A 15434-nucleotide genomic window follows, 5' to 3' on the forward strand; every position below is an offset into this window, starting at 1 on the left:
CCATGTCGACCAACAACCTGGCCAACGGCCTGACCACGGACCAGATCGTGGCCATGAGCTCGGCCCAGTTCGGCGCCCTGAGCACCGCCCAGTTCGGCGCCCTGAGCACCAATGACATTGCCGCCATCGAGACCGCCGATATCGTCGGCCTCAAGACCAGCATCATCGCCTCGCTGAAGACGGCCCAGCTGGCGGCGCTGACCACGGACCAGCTGTCCAACCTGACCACGGCCCAGATCGGCGCCGTCACGAGCGCCAACATCGCCGCCCTGTCCACCGACCAGGTGGTGGCCCTGACCTCGACCCAGGCCGGCGTGCTGAGCTCGGCCCAGGTGGCGGCCCTGTCCACCGACGGCGTGGCGGCCCTGAACACGGAAGACGTGGCGGCCCTCAAGACTTCGGCCATTGCCGCCCTCAAGACCGGCCAGGTGCAGGCCCTGACCACCGACCAGGTGGTGGCCCTGTCCTCGGCCCAGGTGGCCGTGCTGGGCAGCGCCCAGGTGGCCGCCCTGTCCAGCGCCCAGGTGTCCGCCATCGAGACGGCCGACATCGTGGCGCTGAAGACGGCCGCCATTGCCGCCCTGTCCACCCTGCAGGTGTCGGTGCTGACCACCGACCAGGTGAGCGCCCTGGGCACGGCCCAGTTTGCCGCCATGTCGACCAACAACCTGGCCAACGGCCTGACCACGGACCAGATCGTGGCCATGAGCTCGGCCCAGTTCGGCGCCTTGGGCAGCGCCCAGTTCAACGCCCTGAGCACCAATGACATTGCCGCCATCGAGACCGCCGACATCGTCGGCCTCAAGACCAGCATCATCGCCTCGCTGAAGACGGCCCAGCTGGCCGCGCTGACCACCGACCAGCTGTCCAACCTGACCACGGCCCAGATTGCCGCCGTCACCACGGCCAATATCGCGGCCCTGACCACCGACCAGGTGGTGGCCCTGTCCTCGCTCCAGGCAGGCGCCCTGAGCTCGGCCCAGGTGGCGGCGCTGTCCACCAACGACGTGGCCGCCCTGCAGACGGAAGACCTGGCCGCCCTCAAGACCTCGGCCATCGCCGCCCTGAAAACCTCGCAGGTGCAGGCCCTGAGCACCGACCAGATCGTGGCCCTGTCGTCCGGCCAGGTGAATGTGCTGGGTAGCGCCCAGGTCGCGGCCCTGTCCAGCGCCCAGGTGTCCGCCATCGAGACCGCTGACATCGTCGCGCTCAAGACCGGCGCGATTGCCGCCCTGTCCACCCTGCAGGTGTCGGTGCTGACCACCGACCAGGTGAGCGTCCTGGGCACGGCCCAGGTGGCCGCCATGACCACCGCCAACCTGGCCAGCGGCCTGACCACGGACCAGATCGTGGCCATGTCGTCCAACCAGTTTGGCGCCCTCAGCACCGCCCAGTTCGGCGCCCTGAGCACCAACGATATCGCCGCCATTGAAACCGCCGACATCATCGGCCTGAAGACCAGCATCATCGCCTCGCTGAAAACGGCGCAGCTGGCGGCGCTGACCACCGACCAGCTGTCCAATTTGACCACGGCGCAGATCGCCGCCGTCACCACGGCCAATATCGCGGCCCTGACCACCGACCAGGTGGTGGCCCTGTCCTCGACCCAGGCTGGCGCCCTGGGCTCGGCGCAGGTGGCAGCCTTGTCCACCGACGACGTGGCCGCCCTGCAGACCGAGGACCTGGCCGCGCTGAAGACCTCGGCCGTCGCCGCGTTGCGCACTGCCCAGGTGCAGGCCTTGAGCACCGACCAGATCGTGGCCCTGTCGTCCGGCCAGGTGAATGTCCTTAACAGCGCCCAGGTCGCGGCCCTGTCCAGCGCCCAGGTGTCCGCCATCGAGACCGCCGATATCGGCGCCCTGAAGACGGCTGCCATTGCCGCCCTGTCCACCCTGCAGGTGTCGGTGCTGACCACCGACCAGGTCGGCGCCCTGGGCACCGCGCAAGTGGGCGCCCTGTCCACTAACAACCTGGCCAACGGCCTGACCACCGACCAGATCGTCGCCATGACCTCGGCCCAGTTCGGCGCCCTGGGCACGGCCCAGTTCAATGCGCTGTCGACCAACTCGATCGCCGCCATCGAGACGGCCGACATCGTGGGCCTGCGTACCAGCATCATTGCCTCGCTGAAGACGGCGCAACTGGCGGCGCTGACCACGGACCAGCTGTCCAACCTGACCACGGCCCAGATTGCCGCCGTCACCACGGCCAATATCGCGGCCCTGACCACCGACCAGGTGGTGGCCCTGTCCTCGACCCAGGCCGGCGCCCTCAGCTCGGCCCAGGTCGCGGCGCTGTCCACCAACGACGTGGCGGCCCTGCAGACGGAAGACCTGGCCGCCCTCAAGACCTCGGCCATCGCCGCGCTCAAGACCAGCCAGGTGCAGGCCCTGAGCACCGACCAGATCGTGGCCCTGTCGTCCGGCCAGGTGAATGTCCTTAACAGCGCCCAGATCGTGGCCCTGTCCAGCGCCCAGGTGTCCGCCATCGAGACCGCCGACATCGTCGCCCTGAAGACGGCCGCCATTGCCGCCCTGTCCACCCTGCAGCTGTCGGTGCTGACCACCGACCAGGTGGCCGCCCTGGGCACCGCCCAAGTGGGCGCGCTGTCGACCAACAACCTGGCCAACGGCCTGACCACCGACCAGATCGTGGCCATGTCGTCCAGCCAGTTCGGCGCCCTCAGCACGGCCCAGTTCAATGCGCTGAGCACCAACGACATCGCCGCCATTGAAACGGCGGACATCGTCGGCCTGCGCACCAGCATCATCGCTTCGCTGCGCAGCTCCCAGCTGGCCGCGCTGACCACCGACCAGCTGTCCAACCTGAGCACGGCGCAGGTGGTCGCCATCACCACGGCCAACATCGCTTCGCTGACCACCGACCAGGTGGTGGCCCTGTCCTCGACCCAGGCCGGCGCCCTGAGCTCGGCCCAGGTGGCGGCCCTGTCCACCAACGACGTGGCGGCGCTGCAGACGGAAGACCTGGCCGCCCTCAAGACCTCGGCCATTGCCGCGCTCAAGACCAGCCAGGTGCAGGCCCTGACCACCGACCAGATCGTGGCCCTGTCGTCCGGCCAGGTGAATGTCCTTAACAGCGCCCAGATCGTGGCCCTGTCCAGCGCCCAGGTGTCGGCCATCGAGACCGCCGACATCGGGGCCCTCAGGACCGGCGCCATCGCCGCCCTGTCCACCCTGCAGGTGTCGGTGCTGACCACCGACCAGATCGGCGTCATGGGCACCGCGCAAGTGGGCGCCCTGTCCACCAACAACCTGGCCAATGGCCTGACCACCGACCAGATCGTGGCCATGACCTCGGCCCAGTTCGGCGCCCTCAGCACCGCCCAGTTCAATGCGCTGTCGACCAACTCGATTGCCGCGATCGAAACGGCGGACATCGTCGGCCTCAAGACCAGCATCATCGCCTCGCTCAAGACGGCGCAGCTGGCGGCCCTGACCACGGACCAGCTGTCCAACCTGACCACGGCCCAGATCGCCGCCGTCACCACGGCCAATATCGCCGCGCTGACCAGCGACCAGGCCGTGGCCCTGTCCTCGACCCAGGCCGGTGCGCTGGGCTCGGCCCAGGTGGCGGCGCTGTCCACCGTCAACCTGGCGGCGCTCAACACGGAAGACGTGGCCGCGCTCAGGACCTCGGCCATTGCCGCCCTGAAGACCTCGCAAGTGCAGGCCCTCACCACCGACCAGATCGTGGCCCTGTCGACCGGCCAGGTGAACGTGCTGGGCAGCGCCCAGGTCCTGGCCTTGTCCAGCGCCCAGGTGTCCGCCATCGAGACCGCCGATATCGTCGCGCTCAGGACCGGCGCCATCGCCGCCCTGTCCACCCTGCAGGTGTCGGTGCTGACCACCGACCAGATCGGCGTCCTGGGCACCGCCCAGTTCGCCGCCCTGTCGACCAACAACCTGGCCAACGGCCTGACCACCGACCAGGTGGTGGCCCTGTCCTCCAGCCAGCTGAACGCCCTGAGCACGGCGCAGTTCGGTGTGCTGTCGACCAACTCGGTGGCCGCCATCGAGACCGCCGACATCGTGGGCTTGAAGACCAGCGCCATCGCTGCCCTGCGCACGGCGCAGGTGGCTGCCCTGACCACCGACCAGGTGGCCAACCTGACCACGGCCCAGATCGCCGCCCTGAGCACGGCCGGCCTGTCCAGCGGCCTGACCACCGACCAGGCGGTCGCGCTGGGCTCCAGCCAGGTGGCAGTGCTGAGCTCGTCGCAAGTGGCGGCCCTGTCCACCGGCGCCATCGCGGCCCTGAACACGGAAGACGTGGCCGCGCTGAAGACTTCGGCTGTGGCGGCCCTGAAGACGGCCCAGATCGCCGCGCTGACCACCGACCAGCTGGTCGGCCTGTCGACCGGCCAGGTAGCGGTGCTGGGCTCGGCCCAGATCCAGGCCCTGAGCACCGACCAGCTGCGCGCCATCGAGACTGCCGACCTGGTGGCCCTGAAGACCTCGGCCATTGCCGCGCTGTCCACGGCCCAGATCTCCTCGCTGACCACGGACCAGATCCACTCCATGACCAGCGCCCAGATCTGCGCCATCACCAGCGCCCAGGTGCCGGGCCTGACCACCGACCAGATCGCGGCCTTGCCGTCGCCGCTGGGTACGCCTATCGTGCTGGACCTGGACAACAACGGCATCAACACGCTGAACCTGGCGGCCGGGGTGCAGTTCGACCTGCTGGCCAACGGCAGCAAGTCCACCGTGGGCTGGGTGTCCGGCAACGATGGCTTGCTGGCCCTGGACCGCAACCATGACGGCTTGATCAACGACGGTAGCGAGCTGTTCGGTTCCGGCACCACCCTGGCCAACGGCCAGAAGGCCAGCACCGGCTACCAGGCCCTCGCCGAGCTGGACACCAACGGCAACGGCGTGATCGACGCCAAGGATAGCGCCTTCGGCGACCTGCGCGTGTGGGTGGATGGCAATGCGGACGGCGTCAGCCAGGCCGACGAGCTCAAGACCCTGGAGCAGCTGGGCATCACCAAGCTGAACCTGGACGCCAAGCAGGATGCCTCGCTGAACAACGGCAATATCGTCGGCATCACCTCGACCTACGAGACGGCGGACGGCAGCAGCCATACGGCGGCCGACGTCTGGTTCCAGATGAGTAGTGCAGCTTCCGGCAGCGCCACGCTGGGCAGTTCGGTGAGCAGCCTGAGCCAGGCGATCACCAGCTTCAGCGCCACTGATGCGGCCGATACCGTGGGCGCCAAGCTGGAGGCGCCAGCCGACAGCGGCGCCAGCTCGGTGAACGCCACGGTGGCGGCGCTGGCCAGCACGCTGAGCCAGTACGACAGCGCCACCAGGCTGGCGGCCGCGCAAACGGCGGCCACCGGCAGCGAGGAAGCGCTGCGGCTGAAGGCGCTGCAGAACGCCGGCAGCCACGGCATCCTGGCGGCGAAATAACAGGCAGGCGCCGCCCGCGCGGCGCCGTTTGGACAGAACGGCAAGACTGTTGTCTTGCCGTTTTTTTTCCGTCCGCCGGACTGCGTAAAGCCTGTAACAGCGGGGCAAACGCGGTGCTGTTCGAGTGCACACGGGCTCGATAATTAGCGCCGGAAAGCCAGAGGCTGAGTTAGAATCCGAAGCGTGTGCAGCAGTGCGCTGACGCAAGTTTTTTCACCATCCAGGCCAATGCACGATAAATATCCCCACACCGCCATACAGTGCCTGACTGCCATCGCGCAGCACCATGGACTGCAAATCAATCCTGAACGCCTGATTGACGACTATGCCCTGCGCGCCGAGGAACCGGGCGACGGGCTGCTGCTGCGCATCTGCGCCGATATCGGCATGAAAGCCAGGATCGCCCGGCTGGACTGGGCGCGCCTGCAGGCCCAGAACGGCGTGTTCCCCCTGATGGCGCGCCTGGTGGATGGCAACAGCGTGATCGTGGTCGGCATGCGCGAGGACCCCAGCGGCGGCGACGGCCAGGTGGCCATCCTCAACCCCACCCACGCCAACGCCAGCGTGGTGCTGGTGTCGCGCGCCGATTTCGAATCGCGCTGGCAGGGCGAGGTGGTGTTCGTCAAGCGCCAGCACAAGCTGAGCGACCCCAACCAGCCGTTCGGCCTGCGCTGGTTCATCCCAGAACTGCTCAAGCAAAAAGCCGCCTTCCGCGACATCTTCATTGCCGCCATCGCCATGCAGCTGCTGGCGCTGGCTTCGCCCATCTTCTTCCAGCTGGTGATCGACAAGGTGCTGACCCACCAGAGCATCACCACCCTGTGGGTGCTGGCGGTGGGCATCGTGCTGGCCCTGGCCTTCGACGCCATCTTCGGCTTCCTGCGCCAGACCCTGACCCTGGCGGCCAGCAACAAGGTCGACATGCGCCTGACCCGGCGCACCTTCGGCCACCTGCTCAGCCTGCCGATCGACTACTTCGAGACCACCACGGCCGGCGTCATCACGCGCCACATGCAGCAGCTGGAAAAGATACGCAACTTCCTCACCGGCCGCCTGTTCTTCACCGCGCTGGACCTGATTTCGCTGGTGGTCTTCATCCCCATCCTGTTTGCCTATTCCTTCAAGCTGGCCCTGATCGTGCTGGTGTTTGCCGCCCTGATCGGCGGCGTCGTGATGGCCATGGTGCCGACCTTCCAGCGCCGCCTGAACGCCCTGTACGCGGCCGAGGGCCAGCGCCAGGCCATGCTGGTCGAGACCATCCACGGCATGCGCACCGTGAAGGCGCTGGCGATCGAACCGAGCCAGCGCCGCATCTGGGACCAGCGCTCGGCCGAGGCCATCACCATGCACTTCCGGGTCGGCCAGATTTCCATTGCCGGCAATGCCGTCACCGACTTCCTGGGCAAGATGCTGCCCGTGACCCTGATCGTGGTGGGCGCGCAGGACGTGTTCGACCAGACCCTGTCGGTGGGCGCCCTGATCGCCTTCCAGATGCTGTCGGGGCGCGTCACCGGTCCCCTGATTTCCATTGTCGGCCTGGTCAACGAATACCAGGAAACCGCGCTGTCCGTGAAGATGCTGGGCGAGGTGATGAACCGGGCCCCCGAGGGCCGCGCCGGCGCCAACGGCCTGCGTCCCATCCTGCAGGGCGAGATCCGCTTCGACGACGTCACCTTCCGCTATCCGGGCGCCCAGGCCATGGCCCTGAACAAGGCCAGCTTCACTATCCAGCAGGGCACGGTGGTGGGCATCGTGGGCCGCAGCGGTTCCGGCAAGACCACCCTGACCAAGCTGATCCAGGGCCTCTATCCGGTGCAGGAGGGCATCGTCCGCTTCGACGGCATCGATGCGCGCGAGATCGAGCTGTCGCATCTGCGGCGCCAGATCGGCGTGGTGCTGCAGGAGAATTTCCTGTTCCGCGGCACCGTGCGCGAAAACCTGTCCGTCACCAAGCCGGACGCCACCTTCGAGGAACTGGTGGCGGCGGCCCAGGCCGCCGGCGCCGACGAATTCATCGAGCGCCTGCCGCAGGGCTACGACACGGTGCTGGAGGAAAACGCCTCCAACCTGTCCGGCGGCCAGAAGCAGCGCCTGTCCATTGCCCGCACCCTGGTGGCCAAGCCGCGCATCCTGATCCTGGACGAAGCGGCCAGCGCGCTGGACCCGGAAAGCGAGGCCATCTTCATCAACAACCTGTCGCGCATCGCGATCGGGCGCACCGTGGTGATGATCTCGCACCGCCTGTCCACCCTGGTCAACGCCGACACCATCCTCGTGATGCAGCAGGGCCGCCTGGTCGATGCCGGCCGCCATTCCGAACTGCTCACCCGTAGCGACACTTACCAGCATTTATGGAACCAGCAAACAAGCCACCTGTGAGTTCAGCCCTGAAGCCGCGCCGCAAGGACCAGACCGAGATCGACTTCCTGCCGGACGCCGACGCCATCGAACGCGGTCCGCTGCCGCGCTCGGTGCGCATCACCCTGCACGTGATGCTGGCCGCCTTTGTCACCTTCATCGTGTGGGCTTGCCTGTCGCCGGTGGAGAAGATCGTGGTGGCCCACGGCAAGCTGGTCAATCCGCTGCCCAACATCGTGGTGCAGCCGCTGGAGACCTCCATCATCCAGAGCATCGTGGTGCGGCCGGGCCAGATCGTGAAAAAAGGCCAGGTGCTGGCCACGCTGGACCCGACCTTCACCCAGGCCGATGAAGCCCAGCTGCGCACCCGCCTGCAAAGCCTGGACACCCAGGCCGCCGGCCTGCGCGCCGAGCTGTCCGGCCAGCGCACGCCCGGCACTACCTCCGGCAGCACGGCGCCCACGGGCGCCGGCGACGCCGCCCTGCAATCGCAGCTGTACAGCGAGCGCCAGGCCAACTACGAGGCGCAGAAGACCAAGATGGACCAGAACATCGCGCGCCTGAAAGCCAGCCTGGAAACCAATGCCCGCGACCAGGTGATACTGGCGCAGCGCGTGAAATCGCTGCGCGAAGTGGAAGCCATGCAGGAGCAGCTGATGGCCGAGCAGTTCGGCGCCAAGATGCATTTGCTGGAAGCGCGCGACCGCCGCCTGGAAGTCGAGCGCGACATGATCATGCAGAAGAACAAGGCCATCGAGATGCAGAGCGAGCTGGCCTCGGCCGAGGCCGAGCGCGCCGCCTTCACCAAGAGCTGGCGCCAGAAGGCCATGGAAGACTTGCTGGCCGCCACCCGCGACCGCGAAGGCATCGCCGAGCAGCTGACCAAGGCCGACAAGCGCCACCAGCTGGTGCAGCTGACCGCCCCGGCCGACGGCATCGTGCTGGAAGTGGCCAAGCTGTCGGTGGGCTCCATCGCACGCGAGGCGGAAGCCATGTTCACCCTGGTGCCGCTGGGCGCCGAGCTGGAGGCCGAGGTGCAGGTCGATTCGCTGGACATCGGGTTCATCAAGGTGGGCGACGTCGCGCACCTGAAGGTGGACGCCTTCCAGTTCCAGAAGCACGGCATGCTGGACGGGAAAATCCGCACCATCAGCTCGGACTCCTTCAAGCGCGAGAACAGCCAGCCGGGGCAGGGGACCGACGCCTACTTCCTGGCCCGGGTCTCGTTCACGGGGCAGAAGCTCAAGAACATGGACGGCCAGCAGCTCACGCCCGGCATGACGGTGGCGGCCGAGGTGGTGGTGGGGCACCGCACCGTGATGTCCTACCTGCTGTGGCCGCTGACCAAGGCCATGAACGAATCCATCCGCGAACCATGAGCCAGCAGGACGGGGACCGTTCGGCCATCCCGTATTACGCCGACAACGCCTTCAAGGAACACGGGCTGCCGGCCGTGGCGGCCGATCTCAAGGTGGCCTTCATCGGCAACAGCCTGACCTGGCACGAGCCGACCGCCAACATCGGCTGGCCGCACAGCCACGGCATGGCGGCCAGCGCCACCGGCCACGACTATGCGCACCGGCTGCTAGCGCAGCTGCGGCTGACGCCGCAGCAAGCCTATATCCGCAATTTCTACCCGTTTGAATCCGAGCTGGCGGTGGCCGACGGCCACCTGGCCTCGCTGGCCGAGGTCTGGGAGCGCAAGCCGCCGCTGGTGGTCATCCAGCTGGGCGACAACATCGGCAACCAGGAGCAGCTCAATGCCTTTGCCCAGAACCTGCAGCGCCTGGTGCATGCGGCGCGGCTGGCCAGCCCGCACGTGTTCTGCATCTCCACCTGGTGGCAGTCGCCGGCCAAGGATTACGTGATCGAGCGCGTGTGCCAGCTGTACGGCGCCGAGTACGTGTTCATCGGCGACCTGTTCACCCACCCTGCCAACACCGACCGCCTGCAGCCCACCTACGGGCACCAGGGCGTGGAAGCCCATCCCAAGGACTGGGGCATGGCGCAGATCGCGGAACGGCTGTATGGCGCCATCATCGCCCGCCTGCTGCGTTCTCCGGCCTAGCCAGGGTCTGGTACCAGGCTGCCATTGCATCGTCTTCCAGGGCATAGTCGCCCTGGACGGCTTTCCACACCAGGCCGGCTTTGCGCAGCGCCTCCAGCGCGGCTTGCGCATCATGCGGCTTCACGGTTTTGCCGGCCGCGGCCGAGTAAGCGGCCAGTGACTCCGCCGTGAATGGCTCGTATTTCTTGCCTTGCCTGATGAGGTGGACCAGCACTGCCTGCTGGGTCATCGTCAGGCTGTTGAACTGGCTTTCCATCTCTTGCCAGATTTCCTTGCGCAACAGTTCCGCCTCCGACTTGAGCGCCTCGGACAGCGCATTGGCGCTCCCCTCGAGCGCGACTTTTCCCACCAGGGTGCGCAGCTTTTCCGGACGCTGGCCGACCAGCTGAAATGCATCCCACATGGCGTCCGGGCTGAACTGGTTGTCCGGCGCGAGCCGGGCATTGGTGTACGTCGTATAAGCGTCGGAATACGCTTTGCCGAGCAGGGGAAATTTCGTGATGTCGCAACCGTAGAACGGTTCCGATTTTTTCTGCACCATACGGGCCAGCTTGTCCTGGTTGGATCCGGTAAAGACCAGGAACAGTTTTTGTGGCGCGGCGCCGCCCGGGTTGAGGTGATCGCGCGCTGCCTTGAGCGCGAACATGGCGTCCATGCCCTGCTGGGTGGAGAGTACGTCCTGGGCTTCGTCGATGACGATGGCAACCGGCATCCTGGTGGCGATATGCAGCGCTTCCAATGCATCGGCCAGTGTCACGGTGGCGGGCAGGTCAAGCGCGTTCACGTTGACGCTGAGCGCCCCGAACAGGTTCACTTTTTCCAGCCCGGACTTCTTCGCCAGCTTGGCGATGGCGCCTGCGTGTTGGGCCAGGACGCCCTTGATGGCAGCCGCGATGACACGGCCGGGATCGGCCGCACGGTCGGTCCACAAGTCCACATAGACGCTCACCCAATTTCTTCGGGCGAATGCGGGCAGCAAATCGGTGCGCAGGAAGGTACTCTTGCCGGTGCGCCTGGGAGCCGCCAGAAACAGGCCTGAACGCACGTCGATCAGACCTAGGCCCTGGAGGGCGTCGCAATACTGGTCCGCCAGCAAGGGACGGGCGAAGGTAAAAGGCACAGCGCTCATGGCCGCTCCTTTATAAGGAATTATATTCGGAATTATAATTTATAATTCTTAATATAATTGCACATAATCGGGCGCCGCCGCGCGCCCTTGCCCGGTTTACACCCAGCGTATCTGCACGTGGACGCCTGCCGTCTCCGGCAGCGGCGTGGTCACCATGAAGAATTGCGGGTTGCCGGTCGCGCTGTAGCCGGTGTCGGCAAACACGCTGCGCGACGGGGTGTTTTTTTCCGTGTGCAGCACCAGCCCGGACACGGCCGCTTCCGGCAAATCGGCCTGCAGGCGCTGGGTGACGGCGCGCAGCACGGCAATCTCGATTTCCATGCCCAGCACCCGGCAGCTCATCACATACTGCGTGATGCAGTTCGACAGCGAGAACAGTACCCCCACCAGCCCGTAGTCGCTGTACTTGTCCTTGACCGTGAAGGCGAACACGCGCCCGCCCTGGCTCCAGTGGTGGTGGTAGTCGTCCAGCGCCCGGCGTGCGCCGGTGGTGTTGAACTGGTTGGTCTTGTTGACCAGCTCGGATACGCGGTAGAACGAGGGATGGTCGGTGCTGCCGATCTCGGTCAGCTCGACCTCGGTGCCCAGGCTGGCCAGGAATTCGGCGCGCGGCATGGCGGCGCGCTGCTCATCGCGCTTGACCTTGTTCTGCAGCGAGGCTTCGCGCTGGGCCGATTCGGCGCTCAGGCGGGCGATCTGGGTTTCCGGCGCCCAGGTCAGCAGGCGCTTGATGGAATACGGATCATGGCCGATCACGCGGATGCCGGGCAGGGCCGCCGCCACCGAGTCGCGCTCGACCGGGTTGTCGTCCACGAACACGGTGGAGATGGCCGTCAGCGACAGCGCCTCCATGATCTGGGCAATGTTCTGCGCCTTGGGTTCCCAGTTGATCTTGGGGACCAGGAAGTCTTCATAGTTCACCATGCCCAGCGGCATGGCCCAGCGCCATTTCTGGATGACCGTGGCTTCGTCGTTCTTGGAGGCCAGCGAGCACACGATGCCGCGCCGGCGCAGCTGGTTGACGGCGTCCCACACCCCGGTGGGCCAGCCGTGCAGCTTGGGCCATTCCGAGCCGGGCTCGTAGTGCTCGCCGATCTGGCCGCGCCACAGGGTGTTGTCGAGGTCGAAGATGACCAGCTTGACCTGGTCGATCTGGCGCACCGTGCGGTAGATGGCGATCACCTGGCGGTACACCGCCTCGTAGTATTCGTCGGCGCGCGAATCGTAGCGCTGCACCAGGTGCATGGCGCCGTCCAGCCGGTTGGGCGCGGGCAGCGAGTGCTCACCCTCGGATACGAGGAAATCGTCCAGGCTGATCGCCACGTTGTGGGTGAAAAAGTAGACCGTGTCGTCCAGGAAGAACTTCTTGCCCATGGTGCTGGCTATCATGTTCACGTCCGCCAGATACACGTTCTGGTAGGGCTTGAGCGCGTCGGCCAGGTGGAAGTTCAGCTCGGCGATGACGCGGGTGTAGTCGATGCCGGAATCCTGGTCGTACAGACTGGGCCCCAGCTTGCCCTGCGGGACCACGAAGTTGGACACCACGGTCAGGATGCCGTGTCTGGTGTAGGCCAGGGCCTGGGCCAGCATGGCGTCGATATTGGCCTTGCCCACGGCCAGCCAGTCGATGGCGGCGCCGCCGTGGTGGCGGATGATGCCGTCCGACAGCACGCTGCGCAGCGGCAGCTGGATGTACTGCACGTCGAAGCTGGCGATGTCGTCGCGCGCCGGCAGCACATAGGCATTGTTGAACATCACATGCTCGACTTCCAGGCCGGGCTGCAGGCGCTGGAATTGCTGGGCATAGAATTCGGACAGGCAGGAGCCGATGAACAGCACTTTGCCCAGCTTGACGGGCGTGACCTCCAGGTCGCGCGGGAACAGGTAATCGGCGGTTCTCATGACGGTGTAATCGGGTTATGCCTCGCCGTGCAGGCGGGCGACGGCCACAGCGGCGGCCTCGGCGGTAAGCGGCTGGCTGAGCAGTTCGCGGTTGCGCAGGATGGCCTCGTCCGTGACGCGGCCGTAGTCCAGCCTGAGCAGCTCGGCGATGACGTCCGGCGCGAAGCGGTACTTGATCAGGCGCGCCGGGTTGCCGCCCACGATGGCGTAGGGCGGCACATCCTTGGTGACCAGGCTGCCGGCCGCCACCACGGCGCCCTGGCCGATGGTGACGCCGGACAGCACGGTGCAGTTGTAGCCTATCCAGACATCGTCGCCGATGATGATGGGGCCCTTGCTGCCGGCCTCGGCGGTACCGAAATACTTGGCCTGGAACGGGAAGGTGGACAGGGTATCGGTGCGGTGGTTGCCGCCCAACAGGAACTTGCAATCATCGGCAATGGAGACGAAGTGGCCGATGTGCAAGCCCTCGTCGCCGCTGCCGAACATCCACAGGGTCAGGCCGCCGTAGCTGCGGCGCCCGGCGCTCATTTTCTCGAAATCGATGCGGCCGTGGGCGGCCGTCAGGCTGATCTCGTTGTGGCCATTGCGCTCGCGCCAGGCCGCGGCCAGCTGCTGCTGGTATTCCGTGCGCGGGTCGGCCGCGGCCGGGAGCGGCCCCGGCGCGGTCACCGGCACCGTGGCGGCTTTCTGCAGTATCTTGTCGACAGCTTCGTAGAAGTAGTCGTCCTGGGCGTAATCCTTCAGGTAGGGGAAGAAGCCGGTCTTGTGGAAGCTGTTGCTGGTGTCGAAGTAGTAGGGAATGATGTGCGACATCAGCAGGAATTTTTTCTCGGCCTCGAAGGCCTCGTCGCTGATGCCGCCTTCCTTCCTGTACATCTTGAGCAGCTGCAGGTAGTTCTGGCCAAACACCTCGGCGATGTTGTAGCCGCCCTTGTTGCCCACGTCCAGCCCGGCGAAGTAAATGTCGTACAGGGCAATGCAGCGCTTGCCGGCCGACATCAGGCGCAGCAGCACGTCGGTCTGCACCAGGCGCAGCGGCGCCGCGCGCGAGAAGTCGGTGATGTAGGGCAGCTCGTCGCGCCACACGCCGAAGCCGCCTATCCAGGTGGCGAAATACGAGACGCGGCGCACGAACTGGTCGATATTGGCCAGCACCTCGATGGCGTCGTTGCGCCGCATATTGCCGTTGGTGAAGAACAGCACCGGCTTTTCCGCCTGGGTGGCGCGCACCACCTTGAGGATTTCCGTCAGCGAGCCATCGCGTATGGTCAGGTTATCGTTGTGCAGCTTGAGGAATTCGCCGCTGCCCAGGCGCAGAGCGAACTCGAAATTGAGCTCGGCCATGGCGGTGGGCTGTTCATGCCGGTGGTAGATGATACGCCCGGGCCAGGCGTCGGCGTAGGGCTGGGCCACCGACGCCGTGTGATCGGGCGAGCAATTGTCCGAGATCACGATTTCAATCTCGGTACTGTCGCGGAAAGCGGCCTGGGACGTGATGCTGGCCAGGGTTTGCTGCAGGAAGTCGGCCCGGTTATAGGTCGGGATGCAAATCGACAGCAGGGGGCGGGTGGTATCCATGGTAAGCCTAGTCAGGGGAGGCGCGCAGGCGCGCCAGGGTGGTCGCAACGGCATGCTCCAGATCGTAGCGCATGCGTACCCCGGCCAGCGCGCGTATCCGCGCCGTGGACGGGATGTAGCGATCGACCATGGGGTTGTCGATGGCCGGGACGGCGGCCTGCTGGCCGGCGGCGCGCGCCACCAGCTGCGCCAGCTCGCCCATCAGCACCGGCTGCTCCGAGCCGACATTGCAGACCGGGCAGGCCGGGCTGGCCTGGCTGGCCAGCGCCATCAGCCATTCGACCAGGTCGTCGGCATACAGGTAGCTGCGGTAGACGGCGTGCCGGGCCTGCACCGTGATCGGCCGGCCGGCCAGGGCGTCGCCGATGAAATTGCCGATGGCAAAATGCTGGTCGCGCGGCAGCCACGGTCCGACAAAGGCGAAACAGCGTGCGATGCTGACCTGCAGTCCGGCCGCGCCGAGCGCCACGATGGCGGCCTCGGCGTCGCGCTTGGCCAGCGCGTAATCGCGTTTGGACGGCGCGGCCGGTGCGCCCGGGTCGTCATCCTCGTCCAGCCGCTCCAGTTCCGGTGGCTGCTGGCCGTACACCGCGCCGGAGCTGGCGTACACGATGCGGCTGCCGCGGTGGTAGAGCGGCGCCAGCCGGCAGTAATTGAGGGTGCCGGCCTGGATGTTGCGTTTTTCCTGTTCCGGCTGTTGCTGGTAGTTGCGGGCGTCGGTCGAGGCGGCGGCGTGGATCACGTAGTCGGCGGCCGGCAGGCTGGTGGTGCTGGCAATGTCGTCGTCCAGCAGGGTCACCTGGCTGGACAGCAAGCCGGGGGCGCTCACGCGCAGTGCGCTGGCGCGGCGCGCCATCGCGATCACATGGGTGATGCCCCAGGGCGCCAGCCCGCCACGCTGGAACAGGTCGAGCACGGACTTGCCGAAAAAGCCGCTGCCGCCGATCACCAGCAGGGTTGCCAT

At 66.4% G+C, this 15434-nt stretch carries 8 protein-coding genes; 4 read left to right on the forward strand and 4 right to left on the reverse strand.

The genetic code is table 11. The annotated features are described in order from the left end of the window. The 4 genes from ACLB1G_RS25530 to ACLB1G_RS25545 form a co-directional block, all read left to right on the forward strand. Nucleotides 1-5432 (forward strand): beta strand repeat-containing protein (locus ACLB1G_RS25530; protein ID WP_491630076.1); only part of this gene is annotated, 5432 nt, incomplete at its 5' end. A gap of 228 nt (nucleotides 5433-5660) precedes the next feature. Continuing rightward, on the forward strand, nucleotides 5661-7811 hold the full coding sequence (locus ACLB1G_RS25535; protein WP_491630077.1) for a peptidase domain-containing ABC transporter: 2151 nt from the start codon (nucleotides 5661-5663) through the stop codon (nucleotides 7809-7811). After that, on the forward strand, nucleotides 7808-9169 hold the full coding sequence (locus tag ACLB1G_RS25540; protein ID WP_491630078.1) for an HlyD family type I secretion periplasmic adaptor subunit: 1362 nt from the start codon (nucleotides 7808-7810) through the stop codon (nucleotides 9167-9169). The genes ACLB1G_RS25535 and ACLB1G_RS25540 overlap by 4 nt, the downstream gene beginning before the upstream one ends. After that, entirely contained in the window at nucleotides 9166-9858 is a 693-nt protein-coding gene (locus ACLB1G_RS25545; protein ID WP_491630079.1) for an SGNH/GDSL hydrolase family protein, read from the forward strand. Before ACLB1G_RS25540 ends, ACLB1G_RS25545 begins: the two co-directional genes overlap by 4 nt. On the opposite strand, the gene ACLB1G_RS25550 is transcribed toward ACLB1G_RS25545, so the two are convergent. The 4 genes from ACLB1G_RS25550 to ACLB1G_RS25565 all read right to left on the reverse strand — a co-directional run bounded on the left by ACLB1G_RS25550 (nucleotide 9827) and on the right by ACLB1G_RS25565 (nucleotide 15434). Then, nucleotides 9827-10987 (reverse strand): ATP-binding protein, encoded by a 1161-nt coding sequence (locus ACLB1G_RS25550; RefSeq protein WP_491630080.1) that lies wholly within the window; start codon nucleotides 10985-10987, stop codon nucleotides 9827-9829. The genes ACLB1G_RS25545 and ACLB1G_RS25550 overlap by 32 nt on opposite strands. Nucleotides 10988-11083: 96 nt before the next feature. Further along, nucleotides 11084-12889, reverse strand: coding sequence for an HAD-IIIC family phosphatase (locus ACLB1G_RS25555; protein WP_491630081.1), 1806 nt, complete (start codon nucleotides 12887-12889; stop codon nucleotides 11084-11086). Nucleotides 12890-12904: 15 nt separating this feature from the next. Further along, nucleotides 12905-14470 carry a glycosyltransferase gene (locus tag ACLB1G_RS25560; RefSeq protein ID WP_491630082.1) on the reverse strand — a complete coding sequence of 522 codons (1566 nt, stop codon included), beginning with the start codon at nucleotides 14468-14470 and terminating at the stop codon, nucleotides 12905-12907. 7 nt (nucleotides 14471-14477) lie between these two features. Continuing rightward, nucleotides 14478-15434, reverse strand: coding sequence for an NAD-dependent epimerase/dehydratase family protein (locus ACLB1G_RS25565; protein ID WP_491630083.1), 957 nt, complete (start codon nucleotides 15432-15434; stop codon nucleotides 14478-14480).

Source organism: Duganella kummerowiae (assembly GCF_053572355.1).